22 protein-coding genes and 1 pseudogene are annotated in these 21,826 nt (G+C 71.8%); 14 read left to right on the forward strand and 9 right to left on the reverse strand.

Annotated elements, in window-relative coordinates:
- The first annotated feature begins 19 nt into the window (after nucleotides 1–19).
- Genes VIG79_RS07405 through VIG79_RS07420 form a run of 4 tightly spaced genes read left to right on the forward strand, consistent with a single transcriptional unit; the run spans nucleotide 20 to nucleotide 4,051 of the window.
- Nucleotides 20–811, forward strand: a complete 792-nt coding sequence (locus VIG79_RS07405) for an SDR family oxidoreductase (RefSeq protein ID WP_331884072.1) — start codon at nucleotides 20–22, stop codon at nucleotides 809–811.
- Nucleotides 808–1,791: an NADPH:quinone oxidoreductase family protein gene (locus VIG79_RS07410; protein WP_331884074.1), complete on the forward strand. Its 984-nt coding sequence runs from the start codon at nucleotides 808–810 to the stop codon at nucleotides 1,789–1,791. The genes VIG79_RS07405 and VIG79_RS07410 overlap by 4 nt, the downstream gene beginning before the upstream one ends.
- Nucleotides 1,788–2,828, forward strand: a complete 1,041-nt coding sequence (locus VIG79_RS07415; protein ID WP_331884075.1) for a phosphotransferase family protein — start codon at nucleotides 1,788–1,790, stop codon at nucleotides 2,826–2,828. The genes VIG79_RS07410 and VIG79_RS07415 overlap by 4 nt, the downstream gene beginning before the upstream one ends.
- Nucleotides 2,828–4,051 (forward strand): acyl-CoA dehydrogenase family protein, encoded by a 1,224-nt coding sequence (locus tag VIG79_RS07420; protein ID WP_331884076.1) that lies wholly within the window; start codon nucleotides 2,828–2,830, stop codon nucleotides 4,049–4,051. The genes VIG79_RS07415 and VIG79_RS07420 overlap by 1 nt, the downstream gene beginning before the upstream one ends.
- Before the next feature lie 9 nt (nucleotides 4,052–4,060).
- On the opposite strand, the gene VIG79_RS07425 is transcribed toward VIG79_RS07420, so the two are convergent.
- Nucleotides 4,061–5,119, reverse strand: a complete 1,059-nt coding sequence (locus VIG79_RS07425; RefSeq protein ID WP_331884079.1) for an LLM class flavin-dependent oxidoreductase — start codon at nucleotides 5,117–5,119, stop codon at nucleotides 4,061–4,063.
- A 52-nt stretch (nucleotides 5,120–5,171) separates the two neighbouring features.
- On the opposite strand from VIG79_RS07425, the gene VIG79_RS07430 reads away from it, so the two are divergent.
- Complete coding sequence (locus VIG79_RS07430) at nucleotides 5,172–5,435, forward strand: GlsB/YeaQ/YmgE family stress response membrane protein (RefSeq protein ID WP_331884082.1); 264 nt, start codon at nucleotides 5,172–5,174, stop codon at nucleotides 5,433–5,435.
- 8 nt (nucleotides 5,436–5,443) lie between these two features.
- Here the strand turns inward: VIG79_RS07430 and VIG79_RS07435 are convergent, their stop codons facing one another.
- From VIG79_RS07435 to VIG79_RS07455, 5 genes are read right to left on the reverse strand one after another with little or no spacing between them, the layout of a single operon-like run.
- Nucleotides 5,444–6,748: a class I SAM-dependent methyltransferase gene (locus tag VIG79_RS07435; protein WP_331884085.1), complete on the reverse strand. Its 1,305-nt coding sequence runs from the start codon at nucleotides 6,746–6,748 to the stop codon at nucleotides 5,444–5,446.
- Nucleotides 6,745–8,157, reverse strand: coding sequence for an FAD-binding oxidoreductase (locus VIG79_RS07440; RefSeq protein ID WP_331884088.1), 1,413 nt, complete (start codon nucleotides 8,155–8,157; stop codon nucleotides 6,745–6,747). The genes VIG79_RS07435 and VIG79_RS07440 overlap by 4 nt, the downstream gene beginning before the upstream one ends.
- 50 nt (nucleotides 8,158–8,207) lie before the next feature.
- Nucleotides 8,208–8,933, reverse strand: a complete 726-nt coding sequence (locus VIG79_RS07445) for a 3-keto-5-aminohexanoate cleavage protein (protein ID WP_331884091.1) — start codon at nucleotides 8,931–8,933, stop codon at nucleotides 8,208–8,210.
- 3 nt (nucleotides 8,934–8,936) lie between these two features.
- Complete coding sequence (locus VIG79_RS07450; protein WP_331884094.1) at nucleotides 8,937–9,944, reverse strand: o-succinylbenzoate synthase; 1,008 nt, start codon at nucleotides 9,942–9,944, stop codon at nucleotides 8,937–8,939.
- Entirely contained in the window at nucleotides 9,941–10,426 is a 486-nt protein-coding gene (locus VIG79_RS07455; RefSeq protein ID WP_331884096.1) for an NUDIX domain-containing protein, read from the reverse strand. Before VIG79_RS07455 ends, VIG79_RS07450 begins: the two co-directional genes overlap by 4 nt.
- Nucleotides 10,427–10,510: 84 nt before the next feature.
- Between VIG79_RS07455 and VIG79_RS07460 the strand changes: the two genes are divergently transcribed.
- The 3 genes from VIG79_RS07460 (at nucleotide 10,511) to VIG79_RS07470 (ending at nucleotide 12,824) form a co-directional block, all read left to right on the forward strand.
- The gene (locus tag VIG79_RS07460) at nucleotides 10,511–11,491 is read left to right on the forward strand and encodes a pirin family protein (RefSeq protein WP_331884098.1); all 981 of its coding nucleotides are present in this window, start codon (nucleotides 10,511–10,513) and stop codon (nucleotides 11,489–11,491) included.
- 56 nt (nucleotides 11,492–11,547) lie between these two features.
- Nucleotides 11,548–12,471, forward strand: a complete 924-nt coding sequence (locus tag VIG79_RS07465) for a 1,4-dihydroxy-2-naphthoyl-CoA synthase (protein ID WP_331884101.1) — start codon at nucleotides 11,548–11,550, stop codon at nucleotides 12,469–12,471.
- Between the two features lie 83 nt (nucleotides 12,472–12,554).
- A complete protein-coding gene (locus VIG79_RS07470; protein WP_331884103.1) occupies nucleotides 12,555–12,824 on the forward strand; it encodes a DUF3024 domain-containing protein in 270 nt (89 codons plus the stop codon).
- A gap of 162 nt (nucleotides 12,825–12,986) precedes the next feature.
- On the opposite strand, the gene malQ is transcribed toward VIG79_RS07470, so the two are convergent.
- Complete coding sequence (malQ, locus tag VIG79_RS07475; protein WP_331884105.1) at nucleotides 12,987–15,137, reverse strand: 4-alpha-glucanotransferase; 2,151 nt, start codon at nucleotides 15,135–15,137, stop codon at nucleotides 12,987–12,989.
- 79 nt (nucleotides 15,138–15,216) lie between these two features.
- Here malQ and VIG79_RS07480 point away from each other — a divergent pair, with 79 nt between their 5' ends.
- From VIG79_RS07480 to VIG79_RS07500, 6 genes and pseudogenes are all read left to right on the forward strand, one after another.
- The gene (locus VIG79_RS07480) at nucleotides 15,217–16,641 is read left to right on the forward strand and encodes a class II fumarate hydratase (protein ID WP_331884107.1); all 1,425 of its coding nucleotides are present in this window, start codon (nucleotides 15,217–15,219) and stop codon (nucleotides 16,639–16,641) included.
- A gap of 103 nt (nucleotides 16,642–16,744) precedes the next feature.
- On the forward strand, nucleotides 16,745–17,947 hold the full coding sequence (gene menE / locus VIG79_RS07485; RefSeq protein WP_331884109.1) for an o-succinylbenzoate--CoA ligase: 1,203 nt from the start codon (nucleotides 16,745–16,747) through the stop codon (nucleotides 17,945–17,947).
- A 35-nt stretch (nucleotides 17,948–17,982) separates the two neighbouring features.
- Complete coding sequence (locus VIG79_RS07490; RefSeq protein ID WP_331884111.1) at nucleotides 17,983–18,246, forward strand: PLD nuclease N-terminal domain-containing protein; 264 nt, start codon at nucleotides 17,983–17,985, stop codon at nucleotides 18,244–18,246.
- Between the two features lie 47 nt (nucleotides 18,247–18,293).
- Entirely contained in the window at nucleotides 18,294–19,187 is an 894-nt protein-coding gene (locus tag VIG79_RS07495) for a 1,4-dihydroxy-2-naphthoate polyprenyltransferase (RefSeq protein WP_331884113.1), read from the forward strand.
- Between the two features lie 197 nt (nucleotides 19,188–19,384).
- Nucleotides 19,385–19,504, forward strand: a pseudogene (locus tag VIG79_RS19765) (type IV toxin-antitoxin system AbiEi family antitoxin domain-containing protein); the annotation flags it as partial.
- 240 nt (nucleotides 19,505–19,744) lie between these two features.
- Nucleotides 19,745–20,365: a hypothetical protein gene (locus tag VIG79_RS07500; protein ID WP_331884115.1), complete on the forward strand. Its 621-nt coding sequence runs from the start codon at nucleotides 19,745–19,747 to the stop codon at nucleotides 20,363–20,365.
- Between the two features lie 63 nt (nucleotides 20,366–20,428).
- On the opposite strand, the gene VIG79_RS07505 is transcribed toward VIG79_RS07500, so the two are convergent.
- A complete protein-coding gene (locus VIG79_RS07505; RefSeq protein ID WP_331884118.1) occupies nucleotides 20,429–20,716 on the reverse strand; it encodes a DUF4229 domain-containing protein in 288 nt (95 codons plus the stop codon).
- A complete protein-coding gene (gene ccsB / locus VIG79_RS07510; RefSeq protein ID WP_331884121.1) occupies nucleotides 20,716–21,825 on the reverse strand; it encodes a c-type cytochrome biogenesis protein CcsB in 1,110 nt (369 codons plus the stop codon). Before ccsB ends, VIG79_RS07505 begins: the two co-directional genes overlap by 1 nt.
- Nucleotide 21,826 lies beyond the last annotated feature (1 nt).

Consider the following 21,826-nt stretch of genomic DNA (forward strand, 5'->3'; position numbering starts at 1 on the left):
GTCGGGCTCGACCGCCGTCGTGACCGGCGCGGCCGGGGGGATCGGCCGGGCCATCGCGACCCGCCTGGCGGCCGAGGGGTTCCGGCTGGTGCTCGCCGACCTCGACCCCACCGTCGAGGAGGTCGCGACCGGGCTGGGAGCCGTCGCGGTCGTCGGCGACTGCGCCTCCGAAGCCGGGGTCACCCTCCTCGTCGAGACCGCGATGAACGCGCTGGACCGGGTGGACGTCTTCTTCGCGAACGCCGGCACCGACGTCGGCCGGGGCCTCGACACTCCGGAGTCCGCCTGGGCCACCGCCCTCGAGGTGAACGTGATGGCGCACGTGCGCGCCGCCCGGCTCCTGGTCCCGCGCTGGCTGGCCGCCGACGGGGTGGAGCCACGGGGAGACCGGACGGAGTCCGGGGTCTCCGAAGGACGGTTCGTCGTCACGGCGTCAGCAGCGGGCCTCCTCACCATGCTCGGCAGCGCGCCGTACTCGGTGTCGAAGCACGCCGCGGTGGCCTTCGCGGAATGGCTGCGGGCGACCTACGGGCACCGCGGCATCGTCGTCCAGGCCATCTGCCCGCAGGGCGTTCGGACCCGGATGCTCGACGAGGCCGGCCCCCTGAAGGAGCTGCTCACCCGGGATGGGGCGCTGGAGCCGGAAGAGGTCGCCGACGTGGTGTGGCAGGCGCTGCAGGGCGACGACTTCTTCGTGCTGCCACATCCCGAGGTGGCCGGGTACTACCAGGCCCGAGCCACCCACCCCGACGCGTGGCTGGCCGGCATGGGCCGGCTGCAGGCCAAGCTCGACGCGGGAGCGCGGCCGTGAGGGCTTGGCGGGTTACGGCCGTCGGCGAGCCGGCGACCGCCCTGCGCGTGGCGGACGTGGCACCCCTCGAGCCCGGACCCGGGCAGCTCCGCGTGCGGGTGGTGGCGGCGCCGGTGAACTTCCCCGACGTGCTGCTGTGCCGCGGCGAGTACCAGGTCCGGCCGGAACGGCCGTTCACGCCGGGCGTCGAGACCTGCGGAGAGGTGCTGGCCGTCGGGAGGGACGTCGTCGACGTCGGTGTCGGCGACCGGGTGGTCGGCACCTGCGTGCTGCCGCACGGGTCGTTCGCGCAGGAAGCGCTGATGGAGGCCGCCGTGACGTTCCCGGCGCCGGCCGGTCTGGACGACGCGCAGGCCGCGGGGTTCGTCATCGCCTACCAGACCGGCTGGTTCGCCCTCCACGAGCGGGCGCGGCTGCAGCCGGGCGAGACCCTGCTGGTGCACGCGGCCGCCGGCGGGGTCGGGACGGCCGCCGTACAGCTGGGCAAGGCTGCGGGAGCTCGGGTCGTCGCGGTGGTGGGCGGCCCCGACAAGGCCGAGGTGGCGCGCCGGTGCGGTGCGGACGTCGTCGTCGACCGGCATACCGAGGACGTCGTGGCGGTGGTGAAGGCGGTGACCGGCGGACGCGGAGCGGACGTCGTGTTCGACCCGGTCGGTGGCGACGCCTACACGCAGTCGACGAAGTGCGTCGCGTTCGAGGGCCGGATCGTCGTCGTGGGGTTCGCGAGCGGCACGATGCCGCAGCCACCCCTCGGCCACGCCCTGGTGAAGAACTACTCGATCCTCGGTCTCCACTGGGGGCTCTACGCCCAGGTCGACCCGGCCCGGGTGCGGGCGGCGCACGAGCAGCTGGTCCGGCTGGTGGCCGACGGCGCGATCGCCCCCGTCGTCGGAGAGCGCGTGTCGTTCGAGGGGCTCCCGGAAGGCGTCCAGCGGCTGGCCGACGGCACCACGGTCGGACGGGTCGTGTGGGAGGCGTGACCGCCGACCCGCCGGGTCTGGACCTCTCCGCGCTGCGCCGGTGGCTCGACGAGGCGGCGCCGTCCCTCCTGGACGGCACCCTCACGGGAGAGCTCATCGCCGGCGGCAAGTCCAACCTCACCTACCGTGTGTCCGACGGCACGACGTCGGTCGTCGTCCGTCGCCCCCCGCTCGGCCACGTGCTCGCGACCGCCCACGACATGGGGCGCGAGTACCGCGTCATCTCGGCCCTTCAGGACACCCCAGTCCCCGTGCCGGAGACGTATGCGTGGTGTGCCGACGAGTCGGTGGTCGGGGCGCCGTTCTACGTGATGTCGCTGGTCGACGGCGTGCCTTACCGGACCGAGGCCGAGTTGGAGGCGTTGGGAGAGAACCGAACCCGCGAGATCGGCGAGCGCCTGGTCGACACCCTCGCCGACCTGCACCTCGTCGACGCTGCCGCAGTCGGGCTGGGCGACTTCGGCCGGCCGGAGGGTTTCCTCGCCCGCCAGGTGCGCCGCTGGGGCCAGCAGCTGGACGCGTCGCACAGCCGCGAGGTCGCCGGGATCGCCGAGCTGCGGACCCGGCTGGGAGAACGCATCCCCGCCGACGGGCCGGGCACCGTGGTCCACGGCGACTACCGGCTCGACAACGTCCTCGTGACACCCGACGACGCGGTCGGCGCGGTGGTCGACTGGGAGATGGCGACCCTCGGCGACCCGTTGACCGACGTCGCGCTCCTGCTCACCTACCAGCGCATCGCCGCGCTCGGCGTCGGAGCCGGCGTCTCCACCGCCCCCCAGGCGGCCGGCTTCCCGAGTCGAGAGGACGTCGTGCAGCGGTATGCGTCGCGCACCGGCCGCGACCTCGGTCACCTCGGCTTCCACGAGGCGCTGGCCTGCTTCAAGCTTGCGGTGGTCCTCGAAGGGATCCACTACCGGCACGTGCACGGACAGACCCTGGGCGACGGGTTCGCGGGCATCGGCGCGATGGTGGAGCCCCTGGTGGCGATGGGGCTCGAGTCGCTACGGCAGGACGAGACCGGAAGGCGGGACTGATGGACTTCGGCTGGGACGCGCGCACGGAGGAGCTGCGGGAGTCGCTCCTCGACCTCATGGAGACCCGGGTGCACCCCGCCGAGGCGGTGTTCGCTCGCGAGATGACCGAGCTCGACGACCCGTGGGCCTGGAGCCGGGTCCCCGTCCTCGAGTCCCTCCGCGCGGAGGCCCGCGAGCGCGGTCTGTGGAACGCGTTCATGCCAGGGCCGGCCGGCGCGGGGCTCACCAACCTCCAGTACGCCCCGCTCGCCGAGATCACCGGGCGTGCCATCCAGCTCGCGCCGGCCGCCCTGAACTGCGCGGCGCCAGACACCGGCAACATGGAGGTCCTGGACCAGTTCGGCAGTGACGCCCAGAAGGCCGAGTGGCTGGAACCGTTGCTGCGAGCCGAGATCCGATCGGCGTTCGCGATGACCGAACCCGACGTCGCCTCCTCCGACGCGACCAACATCGCCACCCGCATCGAGCGGGACGGCGACTCCTACGTCGTGACCGGCCGGAAGTGGTGGATCACCGGGGCGATGAACCCGGACTGCGCCGTCTTCATCGTCATGGGCAAGACCGACCCGTCGGCCGAGCGTCACCGGCAGCAGAGCATGATCCTCGTGCCGCGGGACACGCCGGGTCTCACGGTGGTCCGCCCGATGTCGGTCATGGGCTACGACGACCGCGACCACGGAGGCCATGCGGAACTGGTCCTCGACGGGGCCCGGGTGCCCGCCGAGAATCTCATCGCCGGCGAGGGGGACGGGTTCGCCATCGCGCAGGCCCGGCTGGGCCCCGGCCGGGTCCACCACTGCATGCGCTCGATCGGCGTCGCGGAGCGGGCTGTCGAGCTGATGTGCGACCGGGTTTCGTCCCGGACCGCGTTCGGACGCCCGCTGTCCGAGCAGGGCGTGATACGCGACTGGATCGCCGAGTCCCGGGTGCGCCTGGAGCAGCTGCGGCTGCTGGTGCTCAAGACGGCGTGGCTGATGGACACGGTGGGCAACAAGGGCGCGCACACCGAGATCCAGGCGATCAAGATCGCGACGCCGGCCACCGTCGAGTGGATCCTCGACAAGGCCATCCAGGCCCACGGCGCCGGTGGGCTCAGCCAGGACTTCCCGCTCGCCGCCGCGTGGGCCGGCATCCGCACGCTGCGGTTCGCCGACGGCCCGGACGAGGTGCATAAGAACGCGCTGGCGCGCGCCGAGCTGAAGCGGCAGGCGGCCCGCGGGTAGACGACCGCGTCAGCGCGGGACGGCGGCTCCGGCCAGCAGCTCGAGAGTCGCTTCGCGCGCCGGCGACCGGCGGCGGTCACTCCCGGCGGACGACCCGGCCACCGGATGGACCATGACCTCGTCGACGGCGAAGCGCTCCGCGAGCTCGTCGATCTGGGCCCGGGCGGTCTCGGGCGACCCGATCACCCAGCGCTCGCGCATCGCCCGCGCCAGGTCCTCGTGCTCGGGCGGCAGGGAGACCTCGGCGGCCTCCTCGACGGTCAGCTGGGGCTGGAGGGCGCCGTGCGTGCGCAGCGCCACCATCGCGAGCTCCTGAGGGCGCGCCAACCGCTGCGCCTCCTCGTCGGTCTGGGCGACGCACACGTTCACGGTGAGGAAGGTGACCGGCTCCGACGCGTACGGGCTCGGCTGGAAGGTCTCGCGGTACAGCGCGAGCATCTCGGCGGTGCCCTGCCCCGAGAAGTGGTGGGCGAAGACGTAGGGAAGCCCGAGCTCGGCGGCGAGCCGGGCCGAGTAGTCCGACGAACCGAGCAGCCACACCGGCGGTGTGGACGAGGCCGACGGGGTCGCGTGCAGCAGGTAGGGGCGTCCCTGGAGGTCCAGCGGCAGGCCGGCCGGGTCCATCATGGCCATGACCGTCTCGACGTACTCGGGGAAGCGGTTCACCGCGTCGGCCTCGACGCTGCCACCGGCCCGCAACGCCCAGCTGGTCACCGGGTCGCTCCCCGGAGCCCGTCCGATGCCGAGGTCGATCCGGCCGGGATGGGCTGCCTCCAGCAGCGCGAACTGCTCGGCCACGACCAGCGGCGCGTGGTTCGGCAGCATGACGCCGCCGGAACCGACCCGGATCCGCTCCGTTGCGCCGGCGATCACCGCGATGAGTACCGCCGGGTTGGTCGCCGCGACGGACGGCATGTTGTGGTGCTCCGCCACCCAGTAGCGGTGGTACCCGGCTCGATCCGCCACCCGGGCCAACGACACCGACGCGGCGAGCGCCTCTGACGTGGACTGCCCCGTGCGGACGGGCACGAGGTCGAGGACGGACAGTCGGACGTGGTCGGGGCTCACGCTGGCGACAACCTTCGTCGGGGAGGAGAGATTCCCACGTTACGCTGCGGCAGTGCTCATCATCGCGCTCATCCTCTTCGGCATGCTGGTCGGCGCTGCCGCCCAGCTCCTCCTCGGCCGGGGAGGCAAGGGGATCGACTGGACCATGGCCTTCGTCGCCGGCCTCGTGGGGTCGTTCGTCGGAGGGCTGCTGGCCAGCCTGGTCAGCGGCGACGGCATCGAGCTGCGGCCCAGCGGCATCATCGGTTCGGTCGTGGGCGCCGTGCTCGTCACCCTCGCCTGGCGCTGGTGGCGCGGCCGGGCCACGACCCGCTGACCGTCAGGTCAGCTGCCCCAGGTCGGCCGCAGCCCGAACCCGGACTCGCCCAGCTCCGTCGTCTTCGAGGCGAGCACCTGGTGGAGCTGGATCCGGTTGCGCTCGAACGACAGCCGCGACCCGGCGAGGTACAGCCCCCAGACCCGCGCCACGTTGAGGCCGGCCTCGGCCACGGCGGCGTCCCAGTTCGCCGACAGGTTGTTGCTCCAGTCCCGGGTCGTCATCGCGTAGTGCTCGCGCAGGTTCTCGTGGTGGCGCACCTCGAAGCCCTGGTCCTCCATGGCCGTGACGATGTCGCCCGAGCCGGTGAGGCCGCCGTCCGGGAACACGTAGCGGTTGATGAACCCTCGCGAAGGGATGCCCGGGTGCTGGTTGTCCGGGCGGGTGATGCAGTGGTTCAGCAGTCGACCGCCCTCCAGGAGCTTGCCGCGCAGGAACCGGAAGTAGGCCGGGTAGTTGGCCACCCCGATGTGCTCGGTGAGGCCGATCGACGACACCGCGTCGAACCCGCCCTCGGCCACGTCGCGGTAGTCGCCGTGCCGGATGTCGCCGCGGTCGTCGAGCCCCTCGCGCGCCATCCGCTCGGCTCCCCAGCTCGCCTGCTCCTGGGAGAGCGTGACGCCGATCGCCGTGACGCCGTAGTGGAGGACGGCGTGACGCACCATGCCTCCCCAGCCACAGCCGACGTCGAGCAGCCGCATACCCGGCCGCAGCTCGAGCTTGCGGCAGACCAGGTCGAACTTCTCCTCCTGGGCCTCCTCGAGCGTCGCGTCGAGCGTGGGGTAGACCGCGCAGGTGTATGCCATCGACGGGCCGAGCAGCAGCTCGTAGAACCGGTTCGACACGTCGTAGTGGTGGTGGATCGCCTCCGCGTCGCGGGCCCGACCGTGGGTGAAGCCGCGAGCCATGCGGCGCAGCTGGCTCGGAGTCTCCTCCTTGGGGATCTCGTGGATCTGCGGACGGTACATGCGGAAGAAGCGGGCGAGCTCGGGCAGCTCCCGGAGGGAGGGCCTGCTCGGGGCCAGGTTGTCCTCGATGTACCGCAGGACGTCGTACGGGTTGCCCTCGTCGATCGGCTCGAGGACGAGGTCCCCCTGCAGGTATGCGCGGGCGAGGCCGAGCGTGCTCGGTGCGGTGAGCAGGTAGTCGAGCCCGCGTTTGCTGCGCAGCTCCAGGTGCAACGGGGCTTCGACCGGCCCGGTGGCCGAACCGTCGAACGCCTCGAACCGCACGGTCGCGGTCGGCCCGAACACCCGGGTGAACGCGTCGCCCACGGTCATGGTGCTTCCGGTCCGGTTCATCAAGGTCGTCATCGTCTGCGCACCGCCTTGTCGTAGAGGGTGGGTAGCCGTCCCCGGGGGTCGTACCGCTTCTTCACGGGGCGGTACTCGGCACCGCCGTAGAGGCGGTCGAAGGTGGGTTCGTCGTAGTAGGCGTCGGAGTAGAGGGACTTGTGACCGCCGAGACGGCCGACCTCGTCCTCGATGGCCCGGTTCACGTCGCCGTCCTCGCGTCCCGGCTCGATCGGGACCGTCGACCAGAAGCCGACGTTGACGTAGGGCTGCCCCGGCGCCATCGGGTAGAGGGGCCACGGTGTCTCTCCAGAGACCACCCTAGTCTCCCGGCGCAACTGAATGGGGCACAGCCACACGGGTTCGATCGGGACCTCGCGGAGGAACCAGTCGAGGAACTCGGCGGTGCGGTCCAGCGGGATCTCGACGTCCTGCACCACCCGCTCCCGAGCCGGCTTGCCGCGCCGGGCGTCCAGTCGGGCCATGACGTGGTGCCGGTTCTCGAAGGCGACGATCTTCCAGTAGACGTCGCTGCGCAGCTTGCTCTTCGGCCAGAGCCGGCGGACCAGCGGTTGCTGCGCACCGAACGCCCGCGAGCACCAGAACCAGTCGGTGTCCCACCGCCACAAGTAGTCGTGGACGGTCAGGACGTCCCGCTCGCGCTGCTGCAGCGACCGGTAGAAGACCTGCTGTCCGGTGTAGTCGCTCGGGCCCGCCTGTCCCACAACGGAGTCCGCCCAGCGGCCGAGCGTCAGGTAGATCTCGTGGTGGGAGAACACGACGCCGTCGAGGAAGTCGACGTCCTCGCCGTCCCAGGCGCGGGTGCGCATGACCTCGCCGATGGCGTCCTGCGCGTCGAGCAGGGACCCGAACCGGACGTGCTGCAGGACGACGAACGGGTGCACAGGTTCGAGCTCGATGGTGAGGCTGAGCGCATACCCCAGCGAGCCGTAGGAGTTGGGAAACGTGCGGAAGAGGTCCTCGTGCTCCCCGTCCGGGCGAGCGACGACGATCTCGCCGTCGCCCGTGAGGATCTCCGCCTCGAGGACCGACTCGTGCGGAAGGCCGGAGCGGAACGACGACGCCTCGATGCCCAGGCCGGTGACGGCGCCGCCGAGCGTGATCGTGCGCAGCTGCGGGACGACGAGGGGCATGAGCCCCTGCGGCAGGGTCGCCGCGACCAGGTCCTCGTAGGTCGTCATGCCCTGGACGCGGGCCGTTCGTGAGACCGGGTCGAGGTCGATGACGTGGTTCAGGTCGGAGACGTCGAGTCGCGTGGAGTCCGTGGTGCGCTGGCGGAAGAGGTTCGAGGTCCGCTTACCCAACCGCACGGGCGCATCCGGGGACAAGGCGGCCAGGTCGTCGAGGAGGCGAGCGGTCGCGGCGCGATGCCGCTCGTCGCCGACCGGACGGAGGACAGCCTGAGGCACGATCTCATGTAACCAGCCTCGGCGTGGGCGGTGCACAGGGACCCCCGAAGTCAGAGCTCGCGCCGTCCCGTGACGGCCTCGCGAACCAAGGCCGCGTTGCTGCGCGCGCGAAGGCCGGCCTCGTCGAACAGGGTGTCCTCCAAGCCGATCCGGGTGTCGTACCCCTGCTGCTGAGCCCACCGCAGCACCGGCCAGGCCCACTGGTCCTCGCCGTGCACGAGACGCGGTGCCGGCTGGGAGCCGAGCGCGGAGAGGATGCGCTCGACCGCCCAGGTGCCGTACCCGCCCGGCGTGTGGCCAGGGACGGCCTCGACGAGGACACGCATCACCTGCCACGGCCAGCGTCGCCCGACGAAGTCGGCGGCGGCGCTCGGTGTCCAGAGGCCGGCCTCGATCCCGATGTGGCGCGTCCGCAGCACCGTGGCGAGGTCGACGGACATCCCCTCGTGCCAGTTGACGCTGGCGAAGTCCGGTCCACCGTCGTCAGGGCGGGGCCAACGGCTCACCACCGCAAGGCGCTCGACGCCGTCGCGCACCAGGCCTTCCCGCGTGGTCACCCCGACCGGGACGCCGGGTACGGCGCGGCGTACCGCGTCGACCGTGAGCGCCACGAGCTCACCATCGAGGGTCTCGCGGCCCAGGTCGGTTCGCGGGTGCACGTGGACCGACTGGGCCCCGGCGGCCACCGCCTCGACGGCCGCCTCGGCGATCTGGGTCAGGGTGACGGGCACCTTCTCGTGGGGACGGCGGCTGCCGTTGAGGCAGACCTGGAGCATCGCTCAGGACCTCGAAGCGGCGCGGTCGAGCAGGTATGCGTAACCGCTCGAGACCCGCGCCCGCCACCAGTCGACACGGTCCGGGGCGGCGGCCGCCGCCTCGACGAGGTCGTCGTCGGCCCGCGCCGGGCCGACCGCCACCGAGCCACCGACCGGCACGAGCCGGTCGTGGGCCACATCGTGCGCGAGCAGCTCGACGGTGCCGAGGCCGCACGCATACGGCAGGCGGGGCAGTGCCGCCGCGAGCGCGACGCCGGCGGCCATGCCGACCGAGGAGTCGAGGGCCGAGCTGACCACGGTGGGCAGGCCGCACTCGGCGGAGATCTCCAGCGCCCGGCGGACCCCGCCGAGCGGCGGCACCTTGACGACGACGATGTCGGCGGCCCTCTCGCGGGCGACGCGGATCGGGTCGTCGGCCTTGCGGATCGACTCGTCGGCGGCGATCGGCACGTCGATCCCGTTGCGGGCCAGCCGAACTCGCAGCGCCTTGAGGTCGTCGACCGACGGGCAGGGCTGCTCGGCGTACTCGAGGTCGTAGCGAGCCAGCGCCGTGATGCGCCGGAGCGCCTCGTCGACGTCCCAGGCCGCGTTGGCGTCCACGCGGATCTTCACGTCCGGGCCGGCGGCGGCGCGCGTGGCGGCGACCCGGTCGACGTCGTCGGCGAGGGACTGCCCGGGCTCGGCCACCTTGACCTTCACGGTGCCGCACCCGTCGTACCGCGCGAGGACCCCCGCCACCTGGTCGGGGGGCACGGCCGGGAGGGTGGCGTTGACGGCGACCCGGTCCCGACGCGGCGCCGGCCAGCCCTCCCAGGACGCCTCGATCGCCGCCGCCAGCCACCGTGACGACTCGGCGGTGTCGTACTCGAGGAAGGGTCCGAACTCACCCCACCCCGCCGGCCCGTGCAGGAGGACCGCCTCGCGGTGGTCCACGCCCCGGAACCGGATGCGGAGGGGAAGGGTGACGACCCGCATACCGTCGAGCAGGTCGCCCAGGGCGGGCAGCGTCATGTGGCGAAGACGGCTTCGGGCTGGTTCGCGCGGGCGAGCTCGATGCGACGCAGCTGGCCCGCCGACATCGGCGGCAGCTCGTCGACCCGGACCCAGCGCGCGTCGACCGACTCGTCGTCGGCGACGACGGGTTCGCCCTCGACCCACGAGCAGCGGAAGCAGAGGCTGAGGAAGGCGGACCGGTCGCCGTTGGTGAACTCGACGACCGGGGTCGTATGCGCCCAGACCAGGCGGTCGGCGCGGGCCACCACCCCGGTCTCCTCGAGAACCTCGCGGACGGCGCCGACGGCGGGCTCCTCGACCGGGTCGAGGATGCCGGTCACGACGGTCCAGGCGAGGGTGTCGGCGCGCTGGACCAGGAGCACCTCGTCGATGCCGTCGACCGGGCTCGGCCGCAGGACGACCGCGGCGACGCCGGGGAGCCAGAGCAGGTCCCGGCCCACGTGCTCTCGCAGACGGGCGACGAACTCGGGAATCGGCACGGTCCCGAGCGTACGGTGGCCGCGGAATGCCGGAGGTCCCTACACTCGTTGAAGGATCAACTGCCGACTGAAGGAGTGGTCCCCGTGCCCGCCATCACCGTGTCCGACACCAGCGTCCTGCCGCGCATCGCGGCTCCCGCCCTCGCGGCGGTGCCGCGTCCGGTGGTCCAGCGGACCGAGGCCCCGAGCGGGTTCGAGGGCGAGGGCTTCCCCGTCCGGCGGGCGTTCGCCGGCGTGGACCTCCGACGGCTGGACCCGTTCATCCACATGGACCAGATGGGCGAGGTGGAGTACGCGCCGGGCGAGCCGAAGGGCACGCCGTGGCACCCGCACCGGGGCTTCGAGACGGTCACCTACATCATGGACGGCGTCTTCGACCACCAGGACAGCCAGGGTGGTGGCGGGACGATCACCAACGGCGACACGCAGTGGATGACCGCGGGGTCGGGCCTGCTGCACATCGAGGCGCCGCCGGAGTGGCTGGTCACCCAGGGTGGCCTGTTCCACGGGATCCAGCTGTGGGTCAACCTGCCGCGCCACCAGAAGCTGGTCACGCCGCGCTACCAGGACCTGCGGGCCTCGTCGGTCGCGCTGGGGACGTCTTCGGACGGCGGGACGCTCGTGCGCGTCATCGCCGGCGACGTCGCGGGCCTCGAGGGACCCGGCTCCACGCATACGCCGATGGCGCTCGTGCACGCCACCCTGGCCCCGACCGCCGCGCTCGACCTGCCGTGGCCCGCCGAGTTCAACGCGCTCGTCTACGTCCTGTCCGGCGAGGGGACCGTCGGTCCCGACCGTACGCCGGTGGGCACCGGCAACCTCGTCGTGCTCGGCGCCGGCGACGTGGTCTCCGTCGGGGCCAGCCGGGGGCAGGAGAGCCGACTGCCCGGGCTCGACGTGCTGGTGCTCGGCGGTCGCCCGATCCGCGAGCCGGTGGCGTGGGCCGGACCGTTCGTCATGAACACCCGGGAGGAGGTCCTGCAGGCGTTCGAGGACTTCGAGGGCGGCCGGATGGGCCGGGTCCCGGCGGTGCACGGAGCGCCGACGACGCTGCAGGAGGGCTGAGCCCGAGCGCCGGCCGGGGGCTGAGGCCGTACCGCGGGGAGCCGTATCCTCGCTCCGTGCCCGAGCCGTCGCCCGTCAGCGAGATCTTCGACCCCTCGGCCTGGGACGAGGTGGCGGGCTTCGACCTGACCGACGTGACGTACCACCGGGCCCGCGGGGTCGGTGTCGTCCGGGTCGCCTTCCACCGGCCGGACGTGCTCAACGCGTTCCGGCCGCACACCGTCGACGAGCTGTACCGGGTCCTCGACCACGCCCGCCAGACGCCGGACGTCGGCGTCGTCCTGCTGACGGGGAACGGCCCGTCGGGGAAGGGACAGTGGTCGTTCTGCTCCGGCGGCGACCAGCGGATCCGGGGTCGGTCGGGGTACCAGTACGCGGCGGGCGAGACCGCGTCGACGGTGGACGCCGGGCGGGCGCAGACCGCCGGCGGGCGGCTGCACATCCTCGAGGTTCAGCGGCTGATCCGCACCATGCCGAAGGTCGTGATGGCCGTCGTCCCGGGGTGGGCCGCCGGTGGCGGGCACTCGCTGCACGTCGTCTGCGACCTCACCATCGCGTCACGGGAGCACGCCCGGTTCAAGCAGACCGACGCGGACGTGGGCTCGTTCGACGGCGGGTACGGGTCCGCCTACCTGGCCCGTCTGGTCGGCCAGAAGTTCGCGCGGGAGATCTTCTTCCTGGGGCGAACGTACTCGGCCGACGACATGCACCGGATGGGTGCCGTGAACATCGTGGCGTCGCACGACGCCTTGGAGTCGACCGCGCTGGAGGTGGCGCGTGAGGTCATGGGCAAGTCCCCGACGGCCCAGCGGATGCTCAAGTTCGCCCTCAACCTCGTCGACGACGGGCTGATGGGGCAGCAGGTGTTCGCCGGGGAGGCGACGCGACTGGCCTACATGACCGACGAGGCGGTCGAGGGGCGCGACCAGTTCCTCGAGAAGCGCGAGCCCGACTGGTCCCCGTTCCCCTGGTACTTCTGAGGACACGGATGCCTCCTCCAGCGGTTCCCGAGACCGACCTCGCACACATCCGGCGCTGGTGCGATGACGCCGTTCCTTCACGAGTGGCGGACACCATCCGGGTGGAGTATCGCCGCGGCCGGAGCGTCACCCTCTGCGAATCGGGAGCGCCGTGGAATCCGCCGGCGACCGAGTGGAGCCACCTCCCGATGGCGCGGCTGCGCTACCGCCCCGAGAGCGGGGACTGGTCACTCCACTGGGCGGACCGCAACGGCCGGTGGCACCCATATGCCGACGGCAACCGCCAGTTCGGGTCCATCGTCGAGCTGTTGGCCGAGGTCGACGACGACCCGACGGCGACCTTCACGGGCTGACCATTGACAGTGGGGAGCATTTTCGGTTCCCCCACGCGGAAGAACCACCCCAAACGGCTCTGCGTGTGTCCACTACGCCCCTTCACCTTCCAGACTCCCGTTGTTGTGGCTTTCGGACGGCTGAACACCCGGAAACCGACAACAACGTGAGTCTGGAAGACGTCAGCGGGTACCGAGGGCTCCGAAGATCCGGGCCGCCAGCCCCTCGGACGCCGCCGTGACGTCCTCCAGCCGGACCAGGCGGCCGGCGGCGTCGGTCAGCGGGACCCGCCAGTTGGGGTACTCGTCCAGCGTCCCCGGCTGGTTCACCGCGCGACGGTCGCCCACCAGGTCGGAGAGGCCGACGACGAGCATCCGGCTCGGCGTCTGGCCGAGCCAGGCGTGCAACGCGACCAGCAGGTCCTCCTGCGACGCCTCCGGTTCGAGCAGGCCCCGCAGCACCAGGGCCGAGCGCACGTGACCGATGGCGCCGAGCTCGGCCTCCCGCTCCTCCTCGACCGAACGCGTCAGCAGGCCCAGGCGCTGGCGGATCGCCACGTGCTCGAGGCCGAGGTACCCCGCCGTCGGCGGCAGGTCGTGGGTGGTCACCGAGGACAGGCACAGGCTCCGGTAGCGCTGCGGCGGCCGTGGCCCGTGGCCGTCCCACTCGAACCACAGGATCGACGTCCCGAGCACGCCCCGCTCCAGCAGGTACTCGCGCGCCGACGGCTCCACGACGCCGAGGTCCTCGCCGATGACGACGGCACCCGCCCGCTGCGCCTCGAGCGCGAGGATGCCGATGAGGGCCTCGTGGTCGTACCGCACGTAGGTACCCTGATCCGGCGTCATCCCGCGCGGGATCCACCACAGGCGGAACAGCCCGATCACGTGGTCGATCCGCACACCGCCCGAGTCGCGCAGAGCAGCACGCACCATGTCGCGGAACGGCCGATACCCCTGCTCAGCCAGGCGATCCGGACGCCACGGCGGCTGGTCCCAGCGCTGCCCCAGCTGGTTGAACTGGTCCGGGGGCGCCCCCACCGAGACCCCCCCGGCCAGGACGTCGGACAACGACCAGGCATCGGAGCCCTGCGTGTGCACCCCGACGGCCAGGTCCTCGACCAGGCCGACCCGCATACCCGAAGCCCGCAGGACGGACTGGACGTCGCGAACCTGCTCGGCCAGCAGCCACTGCATCCAGCAGTGCAGGTCGACCTCGTCGGCATGCTCCTCGCGCCAGCGCGCGACGCCCTCGCCGAGCGGGTCCTGCACCTCGGGCGGCCAGGTCGTGGCGGGAAGGCCGTGGGCCTCGGCGAGGGCGCACCAGGTGGCGTAGGCGACCAGCCCCTCCCCCTCGCCGTCCAGGAAGGCACGGTATGCGTCGGCACGGCTCCCGGTCAGGCCCACCGCGTGCACGAGCCCCAGGGCGGCCCGCTTCAGCTCCCAGGACCCGTCGCGGTCGATCCCGTCGACCGTGTTCAGCGCCCGCCCGTGCGCGGCCAGCGCCGTCAGCCGAGCCGCGTCCTCCGGGTCGAGCTCGGCGGCCTCCGGGACGTCCGCGACCCGCAGGTACAGGGGGTTGAGGAACCGGCGGGTCGTCGGCAGGTACGGCGACGGCTCCATCGGCGCGATGGGCTCCGCCGCGTGCAGCGGGTTGACGAGGAGGAAGTCCGCGGCGTGGTCCGCGCTCGCCCACGCGCCGAGCCGCGCCGCGTCGCCGAGGTCGCCGATGCCCCAGGACCCCTCCGAGCGAACCTGGTAGAGCTGCGTCGCCACACCGACCCCGCGCCGCTCGTCGAGCCCCTCGGGCAGGGCGAGGCGGTGCGGCGTGACGACGACGGTCGCCGCCGTCGTCGTCGGGTCCAACGCCGGCGCGTCGACGTGCGCGACCAACCGGTGCCAGCCGAGCGGGAGGTTCCACGGCAGCTCGAACGCGGCCTCCCCCACCCGGACGCCGTCGACCTCGCGCGGCGCCACGAGATGGTCGACCTGGCGGACCTCCCACTCGCGACCGTCCTCGAGGTCGACGGTGAGCCGCACGCCGGTGCCGTCCGGGACGTGCACGTAGACCCGGGGTGCCCAGCCCTCCCGCGTCACGACGGTCGCCGGGAGCGTCCGCCGCCAGAACCGGTCCCCGACCTCGCGCAGCGACGTCTCGACCTCCTCAGGCGTGTGCGCCGGCACGCCGAGAGCCGCGAGAACCGCCTCGATCGTGGCCGCCGAGATCGGCGCGTGCTGCCCCTGCCAGTCCCAGTAGTCGGTGGCGACCCCGTGGGCGACGGCCAGCCGGGTCAACGGCTCGGTCGGTCCCTCTGCCAACGCGGTCGAGTCCATGGCGCTCATCCTGCCGCCTCCCGCATCGGATCGGTCACCTCCTCGCCCCCCGCGCAGACAGACGCGGCAGACTGGGGTGATGACCACCGACGAGCTGACGACGACGCAGCCGGACGCCGACGCCTACCGGATCGAGCACGACACGATGGGCGAGGTCCGGGTGCCGCGCGACGCGCTGTACCAGGCCCAGACCCAACGGGCCATCGAGAACTTCCCCATCTCGGGCACGCCGATCGAGCCGGCCGTGGTCCACGCCCTGGGCCGCATCAAGGGCGCGGCCGCGCGGGTCAACACCCAGCTGGGCGTCGTGCCGTCCGAGATCGCCGACAAGATCGTCGCCGCGGCGGCCGAGGTCGCCGCCGGACGGCACGACGACGAGTTCCCGCTCGACGTCTACCAGACCGGATCGGGCACGTCGAGCAACATGAACACCAACGAGGTCATCGCGACCATTGCCTCGCGCGACGGCTCGCGGGTCCACCCGAACGACCACGTCAACGCCTCGCAGAGCAGCAACGACGTCTTCCCGACCGCCGTGCACCTCGCCGCGACCGCCGCCATCGTCCAGGAGCTCGTGCCCGCGCTGACCCACCTCGCGGAGTCGTTGGAGCGCAAGTCGGACGACTTCGCCGACGTCGTCAAGGCCGGGCGCACGCACCTCATGGACGCCACGCCCGTCACCCTCGGACAGGAGTTCGGCGGGTACGCGGCTCAGGTCCGGTACGCGGTGGAACGGCTCGAGGCGGTCCTCCCCCGGGTGGCCGAGCTTCCGCTGGGCGGCACCGCGGTCGGTACCGGCATCAACACGCCGGCCGGGTTCGCCGAGAAGGTCATCGGGATGCTGGTCGACGAGACCGGCCTGCCACTGCGGGAGGCCCGGAACCACTTCGAGGCGCAGGGTTCCCGCGACGGTCTCGTCGAGGCGTCCGGCGCGCTGAAGACCGTGGCGGTCAGCCTGTACAAGATCTGCAACGACCTGCGCTGGATGGGTTCCGGGCCGCGGGCCGGACTCGGCGAGATCCTCATCCCGGACCTGCAGCCGGGCTCCTCGATCATGCCCGGCAAGGTCAACCCGGTCATCTGCGAGGCGACGATGATGGCCTGCGCGCAGGTCATCGGCAACGACCAGGCGGTCACCTTCTCCGGCACGGCGGGGAACTTCGAGCTCAACGTCATGATCCCGGTGATGGCCCGCAACGTCATCGAGTCGATCCGGCTGCTGAGCAGCGTGTCGCGGCTGCTCGCCGACCGGTGCGTCGACGGTATCGAGCCCCGCGTGTCGCACATGCGGCACCTCGCGGAGTCGTCGCCGAGCATCGTCACGCCGCTGAACCGGTACATCGGCTACGAGAACGCCGCAGCCGTCGCGAAGAAGGCCCTGAAGGAGGGCCGAACGATCCGCGACGTCGTCATCGACGAGGGCTACCTCGACTCGGGCCACCTCACCGAGGAGCAGCTGGACGACGCGCTCGACGTCATGGCGATGACCCGACCGCGCGAGTAGTCCCGCACCGGCCCCGTCCGGGCGGTGGGCGGTGACTCCTCGCATACCCGCCCTGCCCGTTCGAGCAGGCTGAACCGCGCGGACCGACACGTACCATCGGCGCATGACCGGACTGCGGCGCCTGGTGGTCCCGCGCGGTCCGGCGGTCCTCTCGGTCCTCGGCGATCTCGAGAAGGCCCTGGCCGGCGGCGACGCGCTGCAACCCGTCGCCCAGGCGGAGTCCGCTCCGCTGCCCGAGCCGGCGGAGCTGCCGGATCTGCCGGAGCTGCTGGAGCTGCTGGAGGACGTGCCGGACGGTGTGGCGGTCGTGGTCGGGACCTCGGGGTCCACCGGAACCGCGAAGCGCGCCATGCTCTCGGCAGAGAGCCTGCTCGCGTCCGCAACCTCCACGCACGAGGTGCTCGGCGGCCCGGGTCGCTGGCTGCTGGCGATGCCCGCGCATCACGTGGCCGGGCTCCAGGTCCTGGTCCGGTCGATCGTGGCGGGGACCACGCCGGAGGTCCTCGACCTCGCCGGCGGGTTCGAGGTGGGGCGGTTCGCCGAGGTGGCCGAGCGGATGTCCGCCGGGGCGGAGCGGCGGTACACGGCGGTGGTCCCGACCCAGCTGACCCGGCTGCTCGACGACCCGGCGGGGATCCGCGCGCTGCGCTCGTTCGACGGCGTCCTCGTTGGCGGGGCGGCCACGTCGGCCGCCGACCGCGGGCGGGCGAGGGTGGCGGGTGTCCGAGTGGTGACGACGTACGGCATGAGCGAAACCGCGGGCGGTTGCGTCTACGACGGGGTCCCGCTGCCGGTCAGCGAGGTCCACATCGACAACGACCACCACGTCGTCCTCGGTGGGGCGACCGTGGCGCTCGGGTACCTGGGTCAGCCCCGGCTGAGCGCCGACGTGTTCGCGGTGGACTCCGACGGGGTGCGCTGGTTCCGGACCGACGACCTCGGCGCCTTCGACGACGACGGGCGGCTGGAGATCCGGGGGCGGGCCGACGACCTCATCAACACCGGCGGCCTCAAGGTCGCGCCCGGACCGGTCGAGGACGCGATCGTGCGGTTCGTGCCCGGCGTGCTCGACGCCGTCGTCGTGGGCAGCCCGCACCCGACCTGGGGAGAGGCCGTCTCGGCGGCGGTGACGCTGCGTCGCGGCGCCCCCACTCCGAGCCTGCGGGACGCCCGTGCCGCCCTGCGCGGCGTCGTCCCCGACCATGCACTGCCCCATCGGCTGCTGGTCCTCGACACGATCCCGCAACGAGGGCCCGGGAAGCCCGACCGCCGCGCGCTCGTGACGGCGTTCGGTGAGACACTGTGAGCGTTCGACGACATGGCTGACGGGAGGTCGCTCCGATGCGGGTGCTGCTGCTCGTCGCCGGTCTCGCGTTGACGATCTACGCGGCGATCGACTGCCTCCAGACGAAGGACGAGCGGGTCAAGTACCTCCCGAAGATCGCCTGGTTCGTCCTCGTCGTCATCATCCCGTGGGTCGGCCCGCTCGCCTGGCTCCTCGCCGGCCATGCGCGCTCGCTCCCGCCCGGCACGTGGAACTCGAAAAGGCCGATCACCGGCCCGCGTGGCCCCGAGGACGACCCAGACTTCCTGCGTAACCTCTGACTCGGATCCCCAAGACACACCAGCGAATCGAGTCACAGAAGTCCCGCATGGCCACGTTAAACGAGTGGGTCCAGGGTGCCCGACCCCGCACTCTGCCGGTCGCCGTCTCCCCCGTCGCGGTCGGGACCGGCGCCGCATACGCGCTGGGTGAGACGACCTGGGGGTATGCGTTGCTGGCCCTCGTCGTGGCGCTGTGCCTCCAGGTGGGGGTCAACTACGCGAACGACTACTCCGACGGGATTCGCGGGACCGACTCTCCGGCCGCGGGGCGGGTCGGACCGGTACGGCTGGTGGGGCAGGACCTCGCCAACCCGACCGACGTCCGGCTGGCCGCCATCGTGGCGTTCTTCCTCGCGGGGCTCTGGGGGTTCGCCCTCGTCGCGCTCAGCGAGGCGTGGGTCATGTTGCCGATCGGGGCCCTGTGCGTGGTGGCGGCCTGGTACTACACGGGCGGGCGGCGGCCCTACGGCTACAGCGGTCTCGGTGAGGTGGTCGTCTTCGTCTTCTTCGGGCTGGTCGCGACGCTGGGAACGCTCTACACGCAAGCGGGCGTGCTGACCGTCGTGGGCGTGCTGGGCTCGGTCGGAGTGGGCGCGCTGGCCTCGGCGGTCCTCGTCGCCAACAACCTGCGCGACATCCCCTCCGACGCGGCGGCCGGGAAGCGGACCCTGGCGGTTCGGCTCGGGGACCGTGGCACGCGGCTCCTGTATGCCGGCCTGGTGGCGGTCTCGGTGGTGGTCGTGGTGGCGTGCGCGCTGCTCGGGTCCTGGTTCGCGCTGCTCGCCCTGCCGGCGTACGTCTTCCTCTGGCCTGCCCTCGCGGCGCTCCGGTCCGGGGCGCAGGGCCGCGACCTGGTCCCCGTCCTGGCCCGGACCGGCCAGTTCCAGCTGTTGTGGTCCGTCCTGCTGGCCGTCGGCCTGGCCCTCCACCACCACCTCTGACCGTCTCCCGCCCGCCTTCCCGCTTCCAAACGCGCGATGTTGTCGGTTTCGCGGCGCCGGGTGCCCCCAAACCGGTAACAACGTCGGTCCGGAAGCGCGACGTCGGGATGTCCACAGGGGGTGACCACGTCGCCACACCATCCACAGGCTGATGCGACGTCCTCGTCGACGAGTCTGAACGCGCCGACAGTCACGGGATGCACCCTCCCGATCTGCCCTCGGTGTTCACTCGAGCCCAGGCCCGGAGCCTCGGCCTCAGCGATGTCCGACTCGCGGGACTCGTCAGCCGTGGGTACCTCCTTCGCCTCCGCCGAGGCGTGTATACGCGGACCGACCAGGACCGGTCCCGAGAGCGATACCTCACAGCGTCCACCGCAGCCCTTTTCGAGCAACGCTCGGCCCACGCGCTCAGCCATCTCTCCGCCGTCGCATTGTGGGACCTCCCGCTTCCCCTTGGGCCGGCTGACACCGCGCACCTCACAAAGACGTCGGGTGCAGCGCGGAGTCGTCGCGTGGCAGGCCTCGTCGTGCATCACGCGGATTCCAGCGTCACGGATGTGACGGAGCTGGCCGGCATCCCGGTGACCACTGCAGGACGTACCGTGGCCGACTGCCTTCGCACCTTCGGACCCCGCATCTCCGTTCCCATCGCGGACGCCGCACTGCACCGGAAGCTGACGTCGATCGACGAGATCGTTGTGCAACTGGAGATGCAGTGCCACTGGTCAGGTCGGCCTCGGTCCGACCAGTCGTTGGACATCGTGGACGGGCGACGCGAGTCATGGCTCGAGTCTTACGCCTTCGTCCGGTTCGTCGAGTGGGGCGTTGATCTGCCCGAGCCCCAGGTCGGCGTCTTCGACGGGGCTCATGATTTCGTGGCCCGCGTCGATGGCGGCTGGCTCGAGGATGGGACCGTCCTGGAGCTGGATGGGAAGAGCAAGTACCTGTTGCCGAGAGACGGTGTGATCGACCCGGCAGGCGCGTGGCGTGAGGAGAAGCGGCGCTACGACCGGGTGGGCAACCTGGGGCTGGAACGAGTTCGGTTCGGCCTCACTGACCTGCTCCACCGGGAGAGCGCCGTTCGCGCCGACATACGAGCCCGGCGCCGGGTCGGCTCAGCGGCCAGGTTCACCGGTCATTACCGCCTCACCCCATCTTCCGGACTCACATTGTTGTGAGTTTCGCGGGGTTAACGACGCCGAAATCGGCAACAACGGGCGTCTGGAAGCGGGAAATCGGGGTCAGCGGTCGGGGCGTTGGTCCAGCTCGGCGTCTTCGGCGGCCTCGTCGGAGTCCGGGTCGACGGACCCCTGGGCCAGTCGCTTGGCCTCGTGACGCTTCTCCATCCGGTCCTGGATCTGCTCGGAGAACCGGTCGCGCTGCGAGCGCAGCAGGAAGAACGACAGCAGCACCGACGCGGCCGCCGACACCAGCAGCAGGAGGATCTGGTCGTTACGCAGCCCCACGAGCCAGAAGAAGACCAGGCAGCCGAAGAAGATCAGCAGCCGCAGGACGGTGTACCTCAGCACTACTTGAGCCCCGAGTAGCTGTGCAGCCCGGTGAACAGCAGGTTGACCACGGTGAAGTTGAGCAGCACGCACACGTAGCCCGCCAGCGCGATCCACGTCGCCTTGCGCGGCTCCCACCCGGCCGTCGCCCGCGCGTGCATGTACGCCGCGTAGACCACCCAGATGACGAACGTCCAGACCTCCTTGGGGTCCCACGTCCAGTACGCGCTCCACGCCTTCTGTGCCCAGATCGCGCCGGCCACCAGGGTGAACGTCCAGAGGATGAACCCGACCATGTTCAGCCCGTATGCGGCCCGCTCCAGCGACGCTGCGGCCGGCAAGGTCTCGACGAAGTTGCGTCGGGCCGGCGGATGCTCCTCGCGGCGGCGCTTGACGAGGTAGACGATCCCCATCGAGAACCCGATGGTGAACACCGCCACCGCGAGGATGGCGACCACGACGTGGATGACCAGCCACACGCTCTTGAGCGCCGGCATCAGCTCGGCGGCCTCGGTGTAGAACGCGAACATGGCCAGGCCCAGGGTCAGCAGGATCGGGCCGATCACGAACAGGCCGAGCCACTCCCAGTGCCGACGCCGGGCGAGCAGGCAGTAGGCGAGCGAGGCAGCCGCGGCCCCCGCCGTCGCGAACTCGAACATGTTGCCCCACGGCGGACGCATGACCGCAAGCCCGCGCATCACGACCGAGGCGATGAGCAGCAGGGTGCCGAGCCAGGCCAAGGACAGCGCGATGTTGCCGGTCTTGCGCGCCCGAGCCGAGGGTTCTCCCACCGGCGGATCGGACGCCGGCACCGCTTCGACCGGCACCGCATCGGCCGGCGGCGGAGCATCCGTGGGCGCCCCCACCGAAGCGCTACCCACCGAAGCACTCCCCACCGAAGCACTCCCCACCGAAGCGCTCCTCGCCGAAGCGCTCCTCACCGAAGCGCTCCCCACCGAGGTGGCACCCGCAGCGACCAGCTCCCGCGAGCGTCGCTTCGAGCCGCGCTCGGCGGCGACCGGACCGAGCGCTGCGAGGTAGGCCGCGAAGATCAGCATCGAGACCGTGAAGACGGCCATCGCCGAGTACAGCGCGAGGTTGGAGTACCCGACCAGTTCCGCGGAGGGCATA

Origin of the sequence: Lapillicoccus sp. (genome assembly GCF_036559105.1) — a bacterium.
In the GTDB taxonomy this organism is placed as follows: Bacteria; Actinomycetota; Actinomycetes; order Actinomycetales; family Dermatophilaceae; genus Lapillicoccus.

What these genes read in the sequence shown, in the direction of transcription:
- VIG79_RS07480 (WP_331884107.1), top strand. Translation starts at nt 15,217, where the DNA reads ATGACCACCGACGAGCTGACGACGACGCAGCCGGACGCCGACGCCTAC.
- menE (WP_331884109.1), top strand. Translation starts at nt 16,745, where the DNA reads ATGACCGGACTGCGGCGCCTGGTGGTCCCGCGCGGTCCGGCGGTCCTC.
- VIG79_RS07445 (WP_331884091.1), bottom strand. Translation starts at nt 8,933, where the DNA reads ATGCTCCAGGTCTGCCTCAACGGCAGCCGCCGTCCCCACGAGAAGGTG.
- VIG79_RS07435 (WP_331884085.1), bottom strand. Translation starts at nt 6,748, where the DNA reads ATGACGACCTTGATGAACCGGACCGGAAGCACCATGACCGTGGGCGAC.
- VIG79_RS07450 (WP_331884094.1), bottom strand. Translation starts at nt 9,944, where the DNA reads ATGACGCTGCCCGCCCTGGGCGACCTGCTCGACGGTATGCGGGTCGTC.
- malQ (WP_331884105.1), bottom strand. Translation starts at nt 15,137, where the DNA reads ATGGACTCGACCGCGTTGGCAGAGGGACCGACCGAGCCGTTGACCCGG.
- VIG79_RS07420 (WP_331884076.1), top strand. Translation starts at nt 2,828, where the DNA reads ATGGACTTCGGCTGGGACGCGCGCACGGAGGAGCTGCGGGAGTCGCTC.
- ccsB (WP_331884121.1), bottom strand. Translation starts at nt 21,825, where the DNA reads ATGCCCTCCGCGGAACTGGTCGGGTACTCCAACCTCGCGCTGTACTCG.
- VIG79_RS07495 (WP_331884113.1), top strand. Translation starts at nt 18,294, where the DNA reads ATGGCCACGTTAAACGAGTGGGTCCAGGGTGCCCGACCCCGCACTCTG.
- VIG79_RS07490 (WP_331884111.1), top strand. Translation starts at nt 17,983, where the DNA reads ATGCGGGTGCTGCTGCTCGTCGCCGGTCTCGCGTTGACGATCTACGCG.